Source organism: Streptomyces spongiicola (genome assembly GCF_003122365.1).
Taxonomy (GTDB): Bacteria; Actinomycetota; Actinomycetes; order Streptomycetales; family Streptomycetaceae; genus Streptomyces; species Streptomyces spongiicola.
The window spans coordinates 6,280,321-6,298,086 of the sequence record NZ_CP029254.1; the positions used below are offsets into that span (position 1 = coordinate 6,280,321).

Sequence of the window (17,766 nt, forward strand, 5' to 3'; positions counted from 1 at the left end):
CCGGCCGCCCCCGCGTCCGGCCTCGGGGATACTTGCCCGGGAGTACGGCAGGCACGGCAAGAGGGGCACGACAGCGTGGCAAGGGTTCGGACCGGGGTACGTGCGATCGGCGCGGTGCTGGCGGTGGTGCTCGGGGCGTCCCTCGCGGGGTGCAGCGCCACCGGCGGCAAGCGCGCGGAGGACGCCCGCAGGGCCGCCGAGGCGCAGGGGCGGGCCGCGGTCGACACACCGCGCTGGACGTTCGCCATGGTCACCCACTCCGGAGACGGCGACACCTTCTGGGACATCGTCCAGAACGGCGCCCGGCAGGCGGCGGCCAAGGACAACATCGACTTCCTGTACGCCCACAGCGACGAGGCCCAGCAGCAGTCCCAGCTCGTCCAGACGTACATCGACCAGAAGGTCGACGGCCTGATCGTCACGCTCGCCAAGCCCGAGGCGATGAAGGACGTCGTCGCCAGGGCCACCCGGGCCGGTATCCCGGTGATCACCGTCAACTCCGGCTCGGCCGAGTCGAAGGCGTACGGCGCGCTGACCCACATCGGCCAGGACGAGACCGTCGCAGGCGAGGCCGTCGGCGACGAGCTCGACCGGCGCGGGCGGAAGAAGGCCCTGTGCGTCCTGCACGAGCAGGGCAACGTGGGCCATGAGCAGCGCTGCTCCGGGGCGGCGAAGACCTTCGGCGGCGATCTGCGGAACCTGTACGTCGACGGCACCAACATGCCCGACGTCCGGGCGTCGATCGAGGCCAAGCTCCAGACCGACCCGTCCATCGACGCGGTCGTCACCCTGGGCGCCCCGTTCGCCGACGCCGCCGTGCAGGCCAAGCGGACCGCGGGCAGCGGGGCCGAGATCGACACCTTCGACCTCAACGCGAAGGTCGCCGCCGGGCTCAGGGCCGGTGATCTCGGCTTCGCCGTCGACCAGCAGCCGTACCTCCAGGGCTACGAGGCGGTGGACCTGCTGTGGCTCTACCGCTACAACGCCGATGTGCTGGGCGGCGGGCGGCCCGTCCTCACCGGCCCGCAGATCATCACCGGGAAGGACGCCGCCGAACTGCAGGAGTACACCGAGCGGGGGACCCGATGACCGCGACCGCACCACCGGCCGGCGGCCGGACCGGCCCCCCGGACGAGCGGCTGCTGCACACCTCGTCGTGGAGGAAGCTGCTCGGGCGCCCCGAACTGGGCTCGGTCGTCGGCGCGGTGGCCGTGTTCCTCTTCTTCTCGGTCGTCGCCGACACCTTCCTGCGCGCGTCCAGCATGAGCACCGTGCTGTACGCGGCCTCCACCATCGGCATCATGGCCGTGCCCGTCGCCCTGCTGATGATCGGCGGGGAGTTCGACCTGTCGGCCGGTGTGCTGGTGACCAGTTCCGCGCTGGTCTCCTCGATGTTCAGCTACCAGATGACGGCGAACGTGTGGGTCGGCGCGCTGGTGTCGCTCCTGGTCACGCTCGCGATCGGCGCCTTCAACGGCGTGATGCTGGTCCGCACCGGGCTGCCGAGCTTCATCATCACCCTGGGCACGTTCCTGATGCTCACCGGCGTGAACCTCGGCCTCACCAAGCTGATCAGCGGCACGGTGTCGACGAAGACCATCGCCGACATGGAGGGCTTCCCGGCGGCCAAGAACGTCTTCGCGTCGTTCACCGTCGGCGGCGTCGACGTCAGGACGACCGTCCTCTGGTGGATCGGCCTGGTCGCCGTCGCCACCTGGATCCTGCTGCGCACCCGGTTCGGCAACTGGATCTTCGCGGTGGGCGGCGGCGCGGGCGCCGCACGGGCGGTGGGCGTCCCGGTGGCCCGGACCAAGGTCCTGCTCTACACGGGAGTGGCCTTCTGCGCCTGGATCTCGGGCCAGCACCTGCTGTTCTCGTTCGACGTCGTGCAGTCCGGCGAGGGCGTCGGCAACGAGCTGATCTACATCATCGCGGCCGTCATCGGAGGCTGCCTGATCACCGGCGGCTACGGCTCCGCGATCGGCTCCGCGGTCGGTGCCTTCATCTTCGGCATGACCGGCAAGGGCATCGTGTACGCGGAGTGGGACCCGGACTGGTTCAAGTTCTTCCTCGGAGCGATGCTGCTCCTGGCGACCCTGCTGAACGCATGGGTCCGCAGGCGTGCGGAGGCGACGGCATGACGGCCCTCGTGGAACTCGACGACGTCAGCAAGTACTACGGGAGCGTACGCGCGCTGGAAGGCGTGTCACTGGAGGTCCACGCGGGCCGGATCACCTGCGTCCTCGGCGACAACGGCGCCGGCAAGTCCACCCTGATCAAGATCATCGCGGGTCTGCACCGGCACGACTCCGGCACCTTCTCCGTCGAGGGGGAGGAGACCTCGCTCGGCTCCCCCCGCGAGGCCCTCGACCGCGGCATCGCCACGGTCTACCAGGACCTCGCCGTCGTCCCGCTGATGCCGGTCTGGCGCAACTTCTTCCTCGGCTCGGAGCCGACCAGGGGCAGGGGCCCCTTCCGGCGGCTCGACGTGCGCGCGATGCGCGAGACCACCCGGGCCGAGCTGCTGCGCATGGGTATCGACCTGCGCGACGTGGACCAGCCCATCGGCACCCTGTCCGGTGGTGAGCGGCAGTGCGTGGCGATCGCCCGGGCGGTCTACTTCGGCGCCAGGGTCCTCGTCCTCGACGAGCCCACCGCCGCGCTGGGCGTCAAGCAGTCCGGGGTGGTGCTGAAGTACGTGGCAGCGGCGCGCGACGCGGGGCTCGGGGTGGTCCTGATCACCCACAACCCGCACCACGCCTATCTCGTCGGCGACCGGTTCGTCCTGCTCAAGCGGGGTGTGATGGCGGGGAGCCACCGGAAGCAGGAGATCACCCTGGACGAGCTGACCCGGCAGATGGCGGGCGGCAGCGAACTCGACGACCTGCGCCACGAGCTGGAGCGCGCTCCCGCACCGCGCCATCTCGGCGGGCACGACCTGGGGCACTGACCGGTCGGGCCGGCGGCGGGGCGATGGGGCGACGGCGGGGCGCCGGCGGGGCGGTGGGGCGATGGCCGGCCCGGGAAAGGCCCGGCGTCCGTACGCGGGGCCCGTGCGCGGGGCGGCGGGCGCCGCGGGCCGTGGGCGGCGCCCGCGGCGCCCGCCGCCCCGCGCACGGGCGCCGCGGGCCGTGGGCGGCGCAGGCGGCGGGCGGCGCGGCCGACGGACGCACCCCCGCCCCTCCGGCGACGGAGGCGCCCCGGCGCGTCAGCCGCCGTCCGCCCCTCCGCGCGCCCCGGTGCCGTCCGCGGCCCACCGCGGACCGCCGTCGCCGAGCCTTCCCGTCAGCCACGGCTCGCGGGCCAGCACGGCACCGGCCGTGACGCCCAGCGCGATCGCGGCACAGAGCACGATCAGCCAGGACAGCAGGGTGAAGACCGTGCCGACGGAACCGTACTCGGCCAGGCTCCGGTCGATGGCGCGGGGCATGTAGTACCGGCTGCCGATGAACAGCGCCGTCACGGCGAAGCCCGTCAGCAGCGCGCCCGGCAGCAGCGGCCGCCATCCGACGAGCCCGCCCAGCAGCAGATGCTGCGACCACCACCACAGCAGTACCTGCGACAGCATGGTGACCGGGACGGCGAGCCACAGACCGGCGCCGAACCCTTCGCGTACGGGTCCCTGGACCATCAGTACGGCCAGCCACACGCCGATCCACGCCAGCCAGCGCCAGGGCGCGATGCGCACGCCCGACCTCGGGACGAGCCAGGCCCGCTTGCACAGCCGCTGCATCGCCCGGCTGCAGGCCGTGGCGGACAGCAGCACCATCACCGCGCCGATCACGCCGGTGGCCTCGCGCAGGTTGTCGTCCGTGGACCGGTACACCTGTTCGAGCAGATCCTTCGAGGCCCCGGTGAGCCCGAAGATCGCCGACACGGAGTCGACCAGCTGGTCCCGCACCGCCTCGGGGGCGAAGGACCCGATCACGAACAGCAGCGGCACGGCGGTGAGGAAGCACTGGGCGGCCAGCCGGGTGGCGGAGTCGAGGATGCTGACCGAGATCATACGGGCCGTCAGATGGGTGACGACGGGGAAGCGGGTCTCGGCGCGCTCGGCCGCCGACCGCGCGGAGGCACCCCACGACGCGAAGCGTCCCGACCACCACGACGGGCGGAGGACGACCGGAGCCCGGCGCCGCGTGGTCATGCGCGCTCCTTTCCTGGACCAAGAGTGCGGGAGCCGGTTCGCACCGGCATCCCGGGACGCCGTGCACGCCCACCGCCCGGGGAGCCCGCCGCACTCCGTCCTCGGGAGCCCGCCGCCCGGGGACCATCGGGACCCTGTACTCGGGAGCCCGCCGCCCGGGGACCACCCGGACCCTGATTGCGGGAGCCCGCCGCCGGAGGCGACCATGGGCGGTGGGCGGGTCGGCCACGGCCCGCGTCCGAGGGGGGCGGCCGTCGGTCCCGGGCCCTCTCGCGAGCGGCCCGCACGGCGCGGAACCCGCCGGAGGGGAGCGACATGGTCCTCGACTTGCTGCTCATCGCCGTCGCCATCACCCTCGACCCGCTGCCCATCATGGCCTTCGTGCTGGTGCTGTCCTCCTACCGGGGCGTCTGGCGGGGCCTGGCGTTCATCCTCGCCTGGCTGGCCTGCCTGGTCGCAGTGATCGCCCTGGTGCTGCTGTTCACCGGCGGCCAGCCGCCACCCCCCAGGTCGCCCCCCTCCACGGCCGCCCTCGCGGCCAAACTGGCGATCGGCCTCGGGCTCGTCCTGTACGGCGCGCACCGCCGTCGCAGCCACCGGGCGCCCGCAGCGGCCTCCGAGGCGAAGGGCCGGGCCAGGCACGCGTCCGACCCGCACGGCGGTTCGGGCCGGGTGTCGCTCTGGTCGGCGGCCGCGCTCGCGGTCTTCCTCCAGCCCTGGGGCCTCGTCGCGGCCGCCGCCACCGTGGTGGTCCGAGCGGACCTCTCCCATGTCGCCTCGTTCGCCGCCCTGTTCGGGTTCGTCCTGCTCGCCACCGCCAGCCTGCTCGCGGCCGAGCTGTACACGGTGTTCGCGCCCGAGGCGGCGGGCGTACGGCTCGCGCGGCTGCGGAACTGGCTCCAGGAGCACCAGGAGCCGGCCATCGTCGTCGGCTGCCTGGTGCTGGGGCTGTGGCTGACGGGGAACAGCATCTACCAGCTCACCGGCTGACCGGGCCGTCCTGCCGCCGCCGGCGCCTCGCGCGGGTCCCGGGCCCAGGGGGCATCGCCGCCGGAGGTGCGAAGCATTCGGGCGGGTGCTCCAATGGCTTACGGGCCGCCCCCCGAGGGGCTGCCGGACGTTCGGCGGGGAAAGCCGCCCCGGACCGCTGATGCGCTCGCAGGGAGTGGTCATGAGCGATGACCTCGAAGAAATGGGACCGGTCGACTACCTGGTGGTGGAGTTCCCCGGCAACCAGATGACGGGCGAGGGCCTACCGCTGCTCGTCGACCTCGTCGAACGGCGGATCATCCGCGTTCTCGACCTGCTGTTCGTCCGCAAGGACACCGACGGCACCGTCACCGCCCTGGAGTTCTCCGACATGGACGGCGACGGGACGCTCGACCTGGCCGTCTTCGAAGGTGCGTCCTCCGGCCTGCTCGGCCAGGACGACCTCGAAGAGGCCGCCGCGGCCGTCGAACCGGGCAGCTCCGCCGCCGTCCTGGTGTACGAGAACACCTGGGCCGCGCCGCTCGCCCGCGCCCTGCGCCGCGGCGGGGCCCAACTGGTCGCGGGTGGACGCATCCCCGTCCAGCAGCTGCTGGCCGCCCTGGACGAGGTCGAAGGCGTGTCCGGGCAGGGGGCGTCCGCGGCCTGAAGCGCCCGGACGGCCCCCGTCGGCGCACCGGCGCACCGGCGGTCGGGCGCACCGGCGGTCCGGCGGACGGACCCGCCCCCGTCGCAGACACCCCGGACGTCCCCGCACCCCGCCGTCACGCGCCGTCGCCGGCACGGAGGCGTCCCTTCACCCGTACGGGAGGACGACATGCCCCGCCTCATCCGCAGAGTGGTCCGCACGGCCGCCGTCGCGGGCACCGCCACGGCGGTCTCCCATCGCGTGTCGCGCCGGCAGTCGGGCCGGTGGGCCCAGCAGCAGGGCCAGCAGGGCCAGCAGGAGCAGGGGCGGGACCGGCCGCAGCAGGAGCGGTCGCCGCAGCAGGCCCAGGCTCCGGCAGGGGCGGACCCGGCCGCGTCCCGGGGGGCGGAGCCCCCTCCGATGCCGCCCGACGACGAGATGGGCCGGAAGATCGACAGGCTCAAGGAACTCGGCGAGCTGAAGGCCCAGGGCCTGCTCACCGAGCAGGAGTTCACGGCCGAGAAGCAGAAGGTCCTCGGCTGAGGGCCGCCGCCGATGACGCAGCCGCAGGCCGGGCCGGAGCAGGGGGACAGCGCGCCCGGGAGCCCCCGTCCGGAGCCCGACGAGCTACGCTCACTCCTGCTCAGCACCTCATACCGCCGGATTCTGCTGTTCTCCGCGCTCATCGGGGTCCCGATCTCGCTGATCGCCTTCTGGTTCCTCGTCGCGCTGCACCAGCTCGAGCACCTGATGTGGGACCACCTGCCGAGGACGCTGCTCGGCGGCCCGGACCCGCCGTGGTGGTGGCCGCTGGTGCTGCTGCCCCTCGCGGGCCTGATCGTCGGCCTGGTCGTGGTCCGGCTGCCGGGCGCGGGCGGCCATGTCCCCGCGTACGGGCTCCAGCCCGGCGGCGCGTCCCCCAGGGCCCTGCCCGGCGTGGTCGTCGCGGCGGCGGCGAGCCTGCCGCTCGGCGCCGCGCTCGGCCCCGAGGCGCCGCTCATCGCCCTGGGCGGCGGTCTCGCGCTGCTGTTCCGCGACCTCGCCCGGAGCGGTACGACGCCCCAGAACACCGCCCTGCTGGGCGCCGCCGGAGCCGGCGCCGCGATCGCCGTGGTCCTCGGCAACCCGGTGATCGCCGCCGTACTGCTGATGGAGATCATCGGCGTGGGCGGCCCCCGGCTGGTCGCGGTGATGCTCCCGGCGCTGCTGTCGAGCGGTGTCGGATCGCTGGTGTTCACGGGCTTCGGCCGGTGGACCGGGCTCCAGACGGGCAGCCTCCGGCTGCCGGTGTCCGGGCCGTTTCCGCACCTCGACGCCGGGGACGTGGGCTGGACCCTGCTCGTCGGCGCGGTCGTCGGCGTGCTGGTCCACACGATCCAGGTCGGCGGGCGGCTGGCGGCCGGACTCGTCCGCACCCGGCCAGTCCCCTTCACCGTGCTGTGCGCCCTGGGGGCGGGAGCCTGCGCGGCCCTCTACACGGGTGTCACCGGCCGGACACCGGCGGACGTCGCCTCGTCCGGAGAGGGCACCATGGCGCGGCTGGCGTCCGACCCGGCCTCCTGGGGGGTGGGCGCGCTCCTCGCCGTCCTCGTCTTCAAGGGCATCGCGTACGCGCTGTGCCTGGGCAGCCTGCGCGGTGGCCCGATCTTCCCGGCGCTGTTCCTGGGCGCCGCGACGGGCGTGCTGCTGGCGCCGCTGCCCGGATTCGGCGTCATCCCCGGCATGGCGGCCGGGATGGCCGCCTCGGCCGGCGCCGCACTGCGGCTGCCCGTCAGCAGCGTGGTGCTGGTGGCCCTGCTGCTGGGCAGCATCGACATGACGCCCGTGGTGATCCTCGCGGCGGTGGTCGCGATCGTCACCACCGAACTGCTGCCGGGCGCACACGGGGCGCCGCCGCCGGAGTCCGCCCCGGCGGCCCCGGCCGGAGCGGGCGCGGCCCGGGGAGCACCATGACCACGATGATGAGCACCGAGGAGTTCCGGGCCCTCCACGAGCGGGTCCGCGAGCGGACGCGGCGCGGCCCGGGCGACCGCCGGGGCACACTGGGCAACCTCACACCCGACCGGGTGGCGGCGGCGGCCCGCGAGGTCACGACGGGACGGACCGTGTCGCTCGCCGCGCCCGTGGAGACCCGTGCCGGGCCGGACAACCCGGAGCCCGCCCGGCACCGGATGAAGGCGCCCGACCCCGGCCGGCAGCCGTCCCCCGGGCTCCGGTTCGCCCTGGACCGCTTCGGGATGAACGTGCACGGCGACGTCGACAGCCATCTCGACGCCCTGTGCCACGTCCTGTACGACGGCACGCTGTACAACGGCGTGCCGGCCGGCAGCGTGACCGCGGACGGAGCCACCGAACTCGCCGTCGACGTCGCGCGGGACGGCGTCGTGGGCCGGGGCGTGCTGCTGGACATCCCCCGCCTCAGGGGGGTGCCCTGGCTGGAACCGGGGGAGCAGGTCACCGCCGCCGATCTGACCGCGGCCGAGGCCGCCCAGGGGGTGCGCACCGGACCGGGGGACGTGCTGCTGGTCCGGGTGGGCCACCGGCGCAGGCGCCGGGAGCACGGTGCGTGGAACACCGCGGAGGCGCGCGCCGGACTCCGCCCGGAGGCCGTCGAGTTCCTCGTCGACCGGCGCGTGGCGATGCTCGGCTGCGACGGCAACAGCGACACCGCGCCGAGCACCGTGGAGGGCGTCGCCTTCCCCGTCCACGTCCTGACCATCCACGCCATGGGCATGCAGCTCATGGACTATCTGCAGTTCGAGGAGCTGGCACCGGTCTGCGAGGAGGAGGGCCGCTGGAGCTTCCTCTGCGCGGTCGCGCCGCTGCGGCTGCCCGGGGCCACCGGCTCACCCGTCAACCCGATCGCCGTGCTGTGACTCCCCGTCCGGCCCCCGCGGCCCCCGCCCTTGCCCCTGCCCCTGCCCCCGCCTCCGCCCTTGCCCCGGCTCCTGCCCCTGCCCCGGCTCCTGCCCCGGGGCCCGGCCCCCTCACCGATCCCGAACCCGACATCCGGGCCAGGACGCGGATCCCGCGCCCGGAACCGCGAGAACGGTGGCTGCCATGACCGAATCCCCGCACTACGACGTCATCGTCATCGGTACCGGAGCGGGCGGTGGGACCCTCGCCCACCGCCTCGCCCCCACCGGCTGCCGCGTCCTCCTCCTGGAACGGGGCGGCTACCTCCCCCGGGAACGCGACAACTGGGACTCCACGGCCGTCTTCGTCAAGGGCAGGTACCGCGCCCCCGAGTTCTGGTACGACAAACACGGCAACTCCTTCCCGCCCGAGGTCAACTACTACGTCGGCGGCAACACCAAGTTCTACGGCGCCGCGCTCTTCCGGCTGCGCCCCGAGGACTTCGGGGTGGTGCACCACCACGACGGGGTGTCCCCGGCGTGGCCGCTGGGCTACGCGGACCTGGAGCCCTACTACACCCAGGCGGAGCACCTCTACCTCGTGCACGGCAGCCACGGCGAGGACCCCACGGAGGGCGCGGTGAGCGGCCAGTACCGCCACCCGCCCGTCGCGCACGAGCCGCGCATCCAGCAGTTGAGCGACGACCTGGAGAAGCAGGGCCTGCACCCCTTCCACCTGCCCATCGGCGTCAACCTGACGCAGGACGGCGAGGGCCGCGCCACCCGCTCCAGCGTCTGCATCCGCTGCGACCGGGTCGACGGCTTCCCCTGCCCGGTGCGCGGCAAGTCCGACGCACAGGTCATCTGCGTCGAACCCGCCCTGGAGCACCCCAACGTGGACCTGGTCACCCACGCCCGGGTGACCAGGCTGGAGACCGACCCCGGGGGCCGCACCGTCACCGCCGTCGTCGCGGAACTCGCCGACGGCACCGAGGCCCGGTTCTCCTCCCACCTCGTCGCCGTGGCCTGCGGCGCCGTCAACACCGCGGCCCTGCTGCTGGCGTCGGCCGGCGACCGGCACCCGGACGGGCTCGCCAACAGCTCGGGCGTGGTGGGGCGCCACTACATGCGGCACAACAACCTCGCGCTGATGGCGGTGTCGAAGGAACCCAACGACACCCGCTTCCAGAAGACCCTCGCCCTGCACGACTGGTACCTGGGCGCGGACGACTGGGAGTACCCCCTGGGCGGGATCCAGATGCTCGGCAAGTCCGACGCCGAGCAGATCCACGGCGAGGCGCCGCGCTGGGCGGGGGCGGTGACACCCCAGATGCCGTTCGAGGTACTGGCCCGCCACGCCGTCGACTTCTGGCTGTGCGGGGAGGACCTCCCGGACCCCGGCAACCGGGTCACCCTGGACCGGGACGGCGGCATCCGACTCGCCCTCGACGAGAAGAACAACATCACCGCACTGAACCGGCTGCGCCGCAAACTGCAGGGCATGCTGGGCCGGCTGGGGATGCACGAGCACCATCTGCTGCCGCACAGCCTCTATCTGCACAAGGGCATGCCCATCGGGGCGACCGCCCACCAGGCCGGCACCGTGCGCTTCGGCCACGACTCCGCGACCTCCGCGCTGGACGTCAACTGCAAGGCCCACGACCTCGACAACCTCTATGCCGTGGACACGAGCTTCTTCCCGAGCATCGGCGCCGTCAACCCGTCGCTGACCGCCATCGCCAACGCCCTGCGCGTCGGCGACCACCTGGCCGAGCGGCTCCGCGGCTGAGCCGACCGGGCGAACATCGGGCACCCAACGGCCCACACGGCCGTGCGCTGTCCGCCTGACGCCGCACGCCGGTGGTTCCGTTGCGCGCGGGTTCCGTCCAGCGCCGCCCGCGGCCCCCGGGCCGAAGGCGGGGCGTTCGAAGGAGGCAGCGTGAGTTCCCAGGCCGGAGCGGCACCATACCCGGTTCCGCAGTTGCTCAAGGGCCAGAAGGCACTGGTCACCGGCGCCAACTCGGGCATCGGGAAGGCGACGGCGATCGCCCTCGGCCGGGCCGGCGCGGACGTCGTGGTCAACTTCGTGGCGGGCCGGGAAGCCGCCGACGCGGTCGTCAGGGAGATCGCCGCCACCGGTGTCCGCGCCTACGCGCACGAGGCCGACGTCTCCGACGAGGAGCAGGTCGTCGCGATGACGCGGCGGATGGTCGAGGAGTTCGGCACCATCGACATCCTCGTCGCCAACGCCGGCCTCCAGCGGGACGCCGCGCTCACCGACATGACCCTCGCCCAGTGGCAGAAGGTCATCGACGTCAACCTCACCGGCCAGTTCCTGTGCGCGCGCGAGGCCGCCAGGGAGTTCCAGCGGCGCGGCGTCGTCCCCGAGGTGTCCCGCTCCGCCGGGAAGATCGTCTGCATGAGCTCGGTCCACCAGGCCATCCCCTGGGCCGGCCACGCCAACTACGCCTCCTCCAAGGGCGGCGTGCGGATGCTGATGGAGACCCTCGCCCAGGAGCTGGCGCCGAAGAAGATCCGGGTCAACGCGGTGGCGCCCGGTGCCGTCAGGACCCCGATCAACAAGGACGCCTGGGACACCCCGGACGCCGAACGGGACCTGCTCACCCTCATCCCGTACGCCCGCGTCGGAGAGCCCGAGGACATCGCCCGCGCCGTCGTCGCCCTCAGCTCCGACCTCCTGGACTACGTGGTGGGCACCACGCTCTTCGTCGACGGAGGCATGACCCTCTACCCCGGGTTCGCCACCGGCGGCTGACTCCGCGCGCGATCCGAAGGGTTCCGACGACCGAAGGCACACATGCACAATCCGGTATCCCTGCCGCCCGGGGCGCAACTGCTGCTCGCGGAGGCGCCCGCCCAACTGCTGCCGGCCCGGGAGCTGATGGCGTTCACGCTCGCCTCCCATATCATCCTGGTGCCGATGGGGGTGGCACTGCCGCTGATCACCCTGATCATGCACTACCGGGGGCTGCGCCGGAACGACCCCACGTCCCTGCTGCTCGCCCGCCGCTGGTCGGCCGTGATGGCCCTCCAGTTCGCCGTCGGCGTCGTCACCGGCACCGTGCTGTCCTTCGAGTTCGGGCTGCTCTGGCCGGGACTGATGGGCCGCTGGGGCGACGTCTTCGGTATCGGTTTCGGCGTCGAGGCGTGGGCGTTCTTCCTGGAGGCCGTCCTCATCGCCGTCTACCTCTACGGCTGGCGGCGGCTGCCGGCCCGCACCCACTTCCTCCTCGGTCTGCCGCTGCCGGCCACCGCGCTGCTCGGCACCTTCGGCATCCTCGCGGCCAACTCCTGGATGAACACCCCCCAGGGATTCCGGCTCGACTCCACGGGCAATCCCGTGGACGTCGACGTCTGGAAGGCCATCTTCACCCCGATGTTCGGGCCGCAGTTCTGGCACTTCGTGGTGGCGATGTTCATGACCGCGGGGTTCGTCGTCGCGGGCGTCTACGCCGTCGGCATCCTGAGGGGCCGCTGGGACCACTACCACCGGATCGGCTTCGCCGTCCCGTTCACCGTCGCGGCGGTCCTCACACCCGTCCAGTTCGTACTCGGCGACACCATCGCCCGCTCCGTGTTCCACAAGCAGCCGATCAAGTTCGCCGCCATGGAACTCGTGTGGGAGACCGACACCCATGTGCCGGAGTACATCTTCGGCCGACTGCACCCCGACGGCACCGTCACCGGCGGCATCAGGATCCCCCAACTCGACTCCATCCTGGCCGGTTTCCGGCCCGACACCCGGGTCACCGGCCTCACCTCGGTACCCGCCGCCGACCGGCCCGACCCCACCGAGGCCACGATCGTCCACTGGGCCTTCGACATCATGGTCGTCATCGGTTCGCTGCTGGGGCTGCTCGTGCTCTGCTACGCGTGGGCCGTGTGGCGCAGGCGGAAGCGGCCCGCGGCCGAACGACTGCCCCGGTCGCGGTGGTTCTACCGCGGCGCGGCCTGCGCCGGGGTCGCCTCCGTCGTCGCCGTCGAGTGCGGCTGGATCGCCACCGAGGTGGGGCGGCAGCCCTGGATCGTCTACCAGAACATGCGGGTCGCCGAGGCGGTCACCTCGACCCGGTCCGCCACCCTCTGGACCATGTTCGGTGTGGTCGTCGTCGTGTACGTCTTCATCTTCGGCTCGCTCCTCGCGGTGCTGCTCAAGATGCGCACCCGCTGGCGAATCGAGGACGCGGCGGCCGGGACGGCCATCCCCGCCGAGGGCCCGGAGACCGAGACGCCCTACGGCCCGCGCGCCGCCGTACCGGCCGCGGCCGCCGGCCAGGGGGCCCGCGAGGAGGAGGACGGGACACCATGACGACCGCAGGCATCGTCGCCCTGGTGCTGCTGCTCGCCGTCGCCGCCTACGCCTGCGCCGGCGGCACCGACTACGGCGCCGGGTTCTGGGACCTCACCGCGGGCGGCGCCGAGCGCGGAAAGCGGCCCCGGTGGCTGATCGACCACGCCATGGCACCCGTGTGGGAGGTGAACAACGTCTGGCTGATCTTCGTCCTCGTCATCATGTGGACCGGGTTCCCGGTGCTCTTCCAGACGGTGTTCTCGTCCATGTGGCTCCCGCTGGCCCTCGCCGTCGTCGGCCTGGTCCTGCGCGGCGCCGGCTTCGCGCTGCGCAAGCCGATCAAACGGGTGGCCGGCCGTCGGCTGTACGGGGCGCTGTTCGCCGTCTCCTCACTGCTCACCCCGTACTTCCTCGGCGCCGCCGTCGGCGGCATCGCCTCCGGCCGGGTCGCGCCCGGCACCACCGCGTCGGCGGACGCCTGGGCCAACCCGACGTCCTTCTTCTTCGGTCTGCTCACGGTGACCGGGACCGCCTTCCTCGGCGCGGTGTTCCTCTCCTGCGACGCCGAACGCTGGAACGCCCCCGATCTCGTCGGCTACTTCCGGCGCCGGGCCCTGGGCGCCCTCGCCGCCGCCGCCCTGCTCGGGGTGGCCGCGCTCTTCGTCGTACCCACCGACTCCCCGCACCTGTGGAACGGGCTCACCCAGGGCGCCGGGCTGGTGCTCGCCCTCGTGGCCGTGGCCTGCACGGTGGCGACGGCGGTGATGCTGCTGCGGGGGCACACCCGCTGGTCCCGGTTCACCGCCACGGGCATCGTCGGCGCCGCCGTCGTCGCCTGGGGCGTCGCCCAGCGCCCGTACCTCATCCCGACCTCCCTGAGCATCGAGCAGGCCGCGGGCGCCCCGTCGACGCTGGTGTGGCTGCTGGTCGTCACCGTCGTCGCGGTGCTCCTCGTCGGGCCCGCGCTCGTCCTGCTCTACTGGCTCGACACCCATGCGGAGCTGGAGTCCCTCTCCGAGTCCGATCTGCGCCAGGGCGGCGGCACCACCGGGAGCGGGTGACGTCCACGCGTGCTGCCCCCCGACCGGTTCCTCCTGGGCATCGCCCTGATCATGCTGCTCGCGGTCGGGTGCCAGATCGCGGCGAGCAGGCTGCGCATCCCGGCGCTGATCCTGCTGCTGCCCGCCGGGTTCACGGCGGGCGCCCTCACCGACGTCGTGCATCCGGACAGACTGGCGCCGGGCAACTTCTCCTCGATCGTCTCGCTGTCCGTCGCGGTGATCCTCTACGACGCCGGCCTCGGGCTCCGGCCGGCCCATCTGCGGGGCGCCACCCGCTCGGTGGTGCTCCGGCTGCTGTTCCTCGGCGTCCTGGCCGGCTGGGCCTCCGTCACGGGGCTCGCCCCCGCGCTGTTCGCCGTCCCCTTCCCGGTGGCCCTGCTGCTGGGCGCCGTACTGGTCGTCTCCGGGCCGACGGTGGTCGGACCGCTGCTCGACCACGTACGCCCCCCGGACCGGGTGCGGCGCATCCTGATCTGGGAGGGGACGCTGGTCGACCCGGTCGGGGCCATCCTCGGCGCCCTCGTCCTGCACTCCCTGCTCGTCGGCGACTTCCGCGTCGGCCGCGGCTTCCACCCGGGCGAGTTCACGCTGAGCTGGCTGGTCGGGCTGGCCGGCGGCGCGGTGGGAACCGCGGTGCTGTGGTTCCTCCTCCGCAGGCTCCGGCTCGGGGAGACGCTGGGGACGCTCGCCCAGCTCGCGACGGTGGTCGCGGTGTCGGCGGGCTGCGACATCGTGCGCGACGACACGGGACTGATCGCGGCGGTGGTGGCGGGACTCGCCGTGGCCAATCTCCCGGGCCTGGGCATGCCGGCCCGGCGGCCCTTCTTCGAGACCCTGGTGCAGCTCGTCATCGGACTGCTGTTCGTGACCATCTCGGCCGGAGTGGCCCCGTCGTCCGTGCTGCCCGTGCTGCTGCCCGCCCTCGTCCTGGTCGGCGCCCTCGTGCTGGTGGTCCGGCCGCTGGTCGCCTGGATCTCCACCCACGGGCACGGACTTCCACGCGGGGAGCGGCTGTTCGTCGCCTGGATGGCGCCGCGCGGCATCGTCGCCGCGTCCACCGCGTCCGCCTTCGCCTCGACCCTGGACGGCGAGGGGCTGCCCGGTTCGGAGGCGATCCTGCCGGTCACGTTCCTGGTGATCGTGGGGACCGTCCTCGTCTACGGCCTGACCGCGGCACCGGTCGCCGCCCGGCTGGGCATCACCCTCCCGGCCCGCGCGCGGCAGCTGGTGGTGGGCGGGCGGCCCTGGTCGGTCGACCTGGCCCGGTGCCTGAAGTCCGCGGGGGTGGAGGTCACGGTGTGGACCGCCACGGAGGAGCAGCGGCAGCGGGTCCGGCGCGCCGGGATCGAACCGGCCCCGGGGGAGCTCCTCGCCGCGGCCACCGACCCGTCCGGGCGGCTCGAAGGGGTCGACTCCGTCCTTCTGCTCACCGACGACGACGACTTCAACGCGCTGGTCTCCGTCGTCGCTCAGGACAGCGTCGACGGACCGGTCCACCGTGTCGCACCGCCCCCGCACGGCCCCGGCGCCGTCGCCACCCGCACGGGCCCGGACGTGCTCTTCGGCCCGGGCCTGGGCCGGGACGTGCTGGCGGACCGCCACGGCCGGGGGGCGAGCTTCACGGTGGGCGCGCCGGGCGAGCGCCCGCCGCCCGGTCACGACGCCCTGTTCGTGCTGGGCGCCGGCGGCCGTCTGGAGCCGGTCACCGAGTCCCGGCCCGCACGGCCGGGCCCGGAGGACCGGCTCGTCCTGCTGGGCCCGGCACCGGGCTGACCGCCCGTGCGGGGCCCGCCCGCCGGGGACACGCGCCGCGGGACGTCTTCAGAGGTTGGACTCCGCCGGGGCCCGGGGCGGGCGGCCGTCCCCCTGCGCGCGGTTGAGCTGCGCGTCCAGGGTGAGCGCCGTGTCGATGAACGCCAGATGGGTGAACGCCTGCGGGAAGTTGCCCAGCTGGCGTCCGGTCAGGGCGATCTCCTCGGAGTACAGGCCGAGATGGTTGGCGTAGGTGAGCATCTTCTCCAGCACCAGCCTCGACTGGTTCAGCCGGCCGGCCCGCGCCAGCGCGTCGACGTACATGAACGTGCACAGCGAGAAGGTGCCCTCGGAGCCTCGCAGACCGTCGGGGGACGCTTCGGGGTTGTACCGGTAGACGAGGCTGTCGTTCACAAGCTCGCGGTCCATGGCGTCCAGCGTGGCGGTCCACATCGGGTCGTCGGGGGTGATGAAGCCGACCGTGGACATCCGTACCAGCGACGAGTCGAGCACATCGGTGTCGTAGTGCTGTACGAACGCCTGCCGCCGCTCGTTCCAGCCCCTGGCGAGGACCTGCTCGTACAGCCTGTCCCGCTCACGGGCCCAGCGTTCGAGGGAGGCCGGCCGGCCGCTCGCCGCCGCCAGCCGCAGCGCCCGGTCGAAGGCGACCCACGACATCACCCGTCCGTAGGTGAAGTCCCGGCGCCCGCCCCGCGTCTCCCAGAGCCCCTCGTCGGGCTGGTCCCAGTGGTCGCTGAGCCAGTCCAGGAGCGTGCGCAGCGAGGTCCAGCCGCGGTGGTCGAGCCGGATGCCCCGCTGGTGTGCGAAGAAGATGCTGTCCAGCGCCTCGCCGTAGATGTCGAGCTGGAGCTGGGAGGCGGCGCCGTTCCCGATCCGGACGGGGCTGGAGCCCTCGTAGCCCTTCCAGTTCCGGAGGACCTCCTCCTCGAGGTCGGAGGAGCCGTCGACCCGGTACATGATGTTCAGCGGCCCCGAGCCGCCGCCGCGGCCGGCCTTCTCGTGGACGCGGTCGCGCAGCCAGCCGATGAAGGCCTGGGCCTCGTCGGTGAAGCCGAGTCCCAGCAGCGCGTACACGGAGAAGGAGGCGTCGCGGATCCAGGTGAACCGGTAGTCCCAGTTCCGCTCGCCGCCGAGCTGCTCGGGCAGCCCGGCCGTGGGGGCCGCCACGATCGCGCCGCTCGGCGCGTACGTCATCAGCTTCAGTGTGATCGCCGACCGCTCCACCGCCTCCCGCCAGCGGCCCGAGTAGCGGGACTGGCCGAGCCAGCCCCGCCAGAACCGCACGGTCTCGTCGAAGAGCCGGAGGAACTCGGCGTGGTGGACGTGGCGCGGCGGGCCGTCCGCGAAGGTCTCCAGCACCACCCCGCGCTCCTGGCCGGCCTCCAGGGTGATGCCGAAGTGCATGTCGTGGTCGCCGAGGTCGAGGGGAACCAGCCGGTCGTCCCCCCTCTCGCGGACCGCGTGGACCGTCAGCTCCAGGCCGTCGGCGGCGAACACCGCCCCGCGCTCGGTGTAGTGCAGCTTGTGCGGGGAGCGGCCGTAGTCGAATCGGGGAGCGATGTCCACCTTGAAGGTGAGGCTGCCGCGGACACAGCGCAGCAGCCGCACCAGCCGGTGCCGCCGGGTGGCCGTCGATCCCGTGACCGGCATGAAGTCGACGACCTCGCCCGCGCCCGCCTCGGTCATGAAACGGGTGACCAGGACCGCGGTGTCGGGAAGGTACAACTGCCTGGTGGCGTACGTCCGGTCCACGGGCGCGACCTTGAAGTGCCCGCCGTTCTCGCAGTCCAGCAGCGAGCCGAAGACGCTCGGTGAGTCGAACCGCGGCGTGCAGTACCAGTCGATCGTCCCCTGAGTGCTCACCAGCGCCGCGGTCTGCAGGTCACCGATCAGCCCGTGGTTCTCGATGAGGGGGTAGTCGCCCATCCTGAACCCCTTTCGCCCCGGGTCGCGAGCGGACGCCGCCCCATCAGCTTAGGTAATTCCTGCATTCCGGGCTTTTC

The 17,766-nt window shown here is 73.2% G+C and carries 15 protein-coding genes; 13 read left to right on the forward strand and 2 right to left on the reverse strand.

The annotated features are described in order from the left end of the window. The first annotated feature begins 75 nt into the window (after positions 1 to 75). The 3 genes from DDQ41_RS27375 to DDQ41_RS27385 are packed head-to-tail and all read left to right on the forward strand — an operon-like array spanning position 76 to position 2,950. Positions 76 to 1,089 (forward strand): sugar ABC transporter substrate-binding protein, encoded by a 1,014-nt coding sequence (locus DDQ41_RS27375; protein WP_172607567.1) that lies wholly within the window; start codon positions 76 to 78, stop codon positions 1,087 to 1,089. Beyond that, positions 1,086 to 2,141 carry an ABC transporter permease gene (locus DDQ41_RS27380; protein WP_109296863.1) on the forward strand — a complete coding sequence of 352 codons (1,056 nt, stop codon included), beginning with the start codon at positions 1,086 to 1,088 and terminating at the stop codon, positions 2,139 to 2,141. The genes DDQ41_RS27375 and DDQ41_RS27380 overlap by 4 nt, the downstream gene beginning before the upstream one ends. After that, positions 2,138 to 2,950, forward strand: a complete 813-nt coding sequence (locus DDQ41_RS27385) for an ATP-binding cassette domain-containing protein (protein ID WP_109297969.1) — start codon at positions 2,138 to 2,140, stop codon at positions 2,948 to 2,950. Before DDQ41_RS27380 ends, DDQ41_RS27385 begins: the two co-directional genes overlap by 4 nt. A 258-nt stretch (positions 2,951 to 3,208) precedes the next feature. Here the strand turns inward: DDQ41_RS27385 and DDQ41_RS27390 are convergent, their stop codons facing one another. Next, complete coding sequence (locus tag DDQ41_RS27390; protein ID WP_109296864.1) at positions 3,209 to 4,147, reverse strand: YhjD/YihY/BrkB family envelope integrity protein; 939 nt, start codon at positions 4,145 to 4,147, stop codon at positions 3,209 to 3,211. Between the two features lie 315 nt (positions 4,148 to 4,462). On the opposite strand from DDQ41_RS27390, the gene DDQ41_RS27395 reads away from it, so the two are divergent. From DDQ41_RS27395 to DDQ41_RS27445, 10 genes are all read left to right on the forward strand, one after another. Next, positions 4,463 to 5,137, forward strand: coding sequence for a GAP family protein (locus tag DDQ41_RS27395; protein WP_109296865.1), 675 nt, complete (start codon positions 4,463 to 4,465; stop codon positions 5,135 to 5,137). A 181-nt stretch (positions 5,138 to 5,318) separates the two neighbouring features. After that, a complete protein-coding gene (locus DDQ41_RS27400; protein ID WP_172607568.1) occupies positions 5,319 to 5,783 on the forward strand; it encodes a DUF6325 family protein in 465 nt (154 codons plus the stop codon). A 168-nt stretch (positions 5,784 to 5,951) separates the two neighbouring features. Then, a complete protein-coding gene (locus DDQ41_RS27405; protein WP_109296867.1) occupies positions 5,952 to 6,305 on the forward strand; it encodes an SHOCT domain-containing protein in 354 nt (117 codons plus the stop codon). Between the two features lie 12 nt (positions 6,306 to 6,317). After that, positions 6,318 to 7,715, forward strand: a complete 1,398-nt coding sequence (locus DDQ41_RS27410) for a chloride channel protein (RefSeq protein WP_109296868.1) — start codon at positions 6,318 to 6,320, stop codon at positions 7,713 to 7,715. A gap of 8 nt (positions 7,716 to 7,723) precedes the next feature. Beyond that, a complete protein-coding gene (locus DDQ41_RS27415; RefSeq protein ID WP_109297970.1) occupies positions 7,724 to 8,638 on the forward strand; it encodes a cyclase family protein in 915 nt (304 codons plus the stop codon). Between the two features lie 184 nt (positions 8,639 to 8,822). Continuing rightward, positions 8,823 to 10,406, forward strand: coding sequence for a GMC oxidoreductase (locus DDQ41_RS27425; RefSeq protein WP_109296869.1), 1,584 nt, complete (start codon positions 8,823 to 8,825; stop codon positions 10,404 to 10,406). A 192-nt stretch (positions 10,407 to 10,598) separates the two neighbouring features. Beyond that, a complete protein-coding gene (locus DDQ41_RS27430; protein WP_109296870.1) occupies positions 10,599 to 11,393 on the forward strand; it encodes an SDR family oxidoreductase in 795 nt (264 codons plus the stop codon). A 42-nt stretch (positions 11,394 to 11,435) separates the two neighbouring features. Next, entirely contained in the window at positions 11,436 to 12,947 is a 1,512-nt protein-coding gene (locus DDQ41_RS27435; RefSeq protein WP_109296871.1) for a cytochrome ubiquinol oxidase subunit I, read from the forward strand. Further along, a complete protein-coding gene (locus DDQ41_RS27440) occupies positions 12,944 to 13,990 on the forward strand; it encodes a cytochrome d ubiquinol oxidase subunit II (protein WP_109296872.1) in 1,047 nt (348 codons plus the stop codon). Before DDQ41_RS27435 ends, DDQ41_RS27440 begins: the two co-directional genes overlap by 4 nt. Positions 13,991 to 13,999: 9 nt before the next feature. After that, entirely contained in the window at positions 14,000 to 15,763 is a 1,764-nt protein-coding gene (locus DDQ41_RS27445; protein ID WP_109296873.1) for a cation:proton antiporter, read from the forward strand. A gap of 48 nt (positions 15,764 to 15,811) precedes the next feature. Here the strand turns inward: DDQ41_RS27445 and DDQ41_RS27450 are convergent, their stop codons facing one another. Then, a complete protein-coding gene (locus DDQ41_RS27450; RefSeq protein WP_109296874.1) occupies positions 15,812 to 17,689 on the reverse strand; it encodes a glycoside hydrolase family 15 protein in 1,878 nt (625 codons plus the stop codon). Positions 17,690 to 17,766 lie beyond the last annotated feature (77 nt).

Excerpts from the sequence above, each read along its gene's own strand:
- DDQ41_RS27380 (WP_109296863.1), top strand. The coding sequence starts at position 1,086 with ATGACCGCGACCGCACCACCGGCCGGCGGCCGGACCGGCCCCCCGGAC.
- DDQ41_RS27385 (WP_109297969.1), top strand. The coding sequence starts at position 2,138 with ATGACGGCCCTCGTGGAACTCGACGACGTCAGCAAGTACTACGGGAGC.
- DDQ41_RS27390 (WP_109296864.1), bottom strand. The coding sequence starts at position 4,147 with ATGACCACGCGGCGCCGGGCTCCGGTCGTCCTCCGCCCGTCGTGGTGG.
- DDQ41_RS27395 (WP_109296865.1), top strand. The coding sequence starts at position 4,463 with ATGGTCCTCGACTTGCTGCTCATCGCCGTCGCCATCACCCTCGACCCG.
- DDQ41_RS27400 (WP_172607568.1), top strand. The coding sequence starts at position 5,319 with ATGAGCGATGACCTCGAAGAAATGGGACCGGTCGACTACCTGGTGGTG.
- DDQ41_RS27405 (WP_109296867.1), top strand. The coding sequence starts at position 5,952 with ATGCCCCGCCTCATCCGCAGAGTGGTCCGCACGGCCGCCGTCGCGGGC.
- DDQ41_RS27410 (WP_109296868.1), top strand. The coding sequence starts at position 6,318 with ATGACGCAGCCGCAGGCCGGGCCGGAGCAGGGGGACAGCGCGCCCGGG.
- DDQ41_RS27415 (WP_109297970.1), top strand. The coding sequence starts at position 7,724 with ATGAGCACCGAGGAGTTCCGGGCCCTCCACGAGCGGGTCCGCGAGCGG.
- DDQ41_RS27425 (WP_109296869.1), top strand. The coding sequence starts at position 8,823 with ATGACCGAATCCCCGCACTACGACGTCATCGTCATCGGTACCGGAGCG.
- DDQ41_RS27435 (WP_109296871.1), top strand. The coding sequence starts at position 11,436 with ATGCACAATCCGGTATCCCTGCCGCCCGGGGCGCAACTGCTGCTCGCG.
- DDQ41_RS27440 (WP_109296872.1), top strand. The coding sequence starts at position 12,944 with ATGACGACCGCAGGCATCGTCGCCCTGGTGCTGCTGCTCGCCGTCGCC.
- DDQ41_RS27450 (WP_109296874.1), bottom strand. The coding sequence starts at position 17,689 with ATGGGCGACTACCCCCTCATCGAGAACCACGGGCTGATCGGTGACCTG.